Here is a 575-nt window from a genome sequence, read left to right on the forward strand (position 1 = left end):
GCCGGCAACAGCATCGTCGCGGCCCAGCAGCGCAAGCTCTACGACCGCATCCTCCAGCACGGCGTCGCCTTCTTCAACGACCGCGCCTCGTCGGACCTGCTGATGCGGATGACGCTCTCGGCGGAATCGGCGCGGCGGGTCATCGACACGATCGTGATGTCCTTCGTGCGCGATCTGCTGTCGCTGCTCGGCCTCGTCGCGGTGATGTTCTACCAGCAGCCGGCGCTGTCGCTCTTCTCGCTGATCTTCGGCCCGGCGGCGATGTTCGGGATCCGCAAGATCCTCGGCCGGGTGCGCCAGATCATGGAGGCCGAGATGGCCTCGGCGGCCGAGATCATCAAGGTGATCCAGGAGACCTCGGCGGGGATCCGCGTCGTCAAGGCCTTCGCGCTCGAGGACAGCATGGCCGAGCGGATGCGCAGCGCGGTGGCCTCGGTCGAGAGCCGCGCCAATGCGCTGGCGCGGCTCGAGGCGGCGACGAGCCCGCTGATGGAGACGCTCTCGGGCTTCGCGATCGCCGCGGTGGTGGCGCTGAGCGCGGTCAGCCTCTTCGGCGACACCGCGACCACGCCGGG

Annotated in this window: 1 protein-coding gene; it reads left to right on the forward strand. The window is 69.4% G+C overall.

The window, feature by feature from the left end; all coding sequences use genetic code 11:
* Window positions 1-575: ABC transporter transmembrane domain-containing protein (locus OEZ60_RS22195; protein ID WP_263341060.1), on the forward strand; the 575-nt coding region annotated here is incomplete at both ends.

The organism is Albidovulum salinarum, assembly GCF_025673475.1.
GTDB lineage: Bacteria > Pseudomonadota > Alphaproteobacteria > Rhodobacterales > Rhodobacteraceae > Albidovulum > Albidovulum salinarum.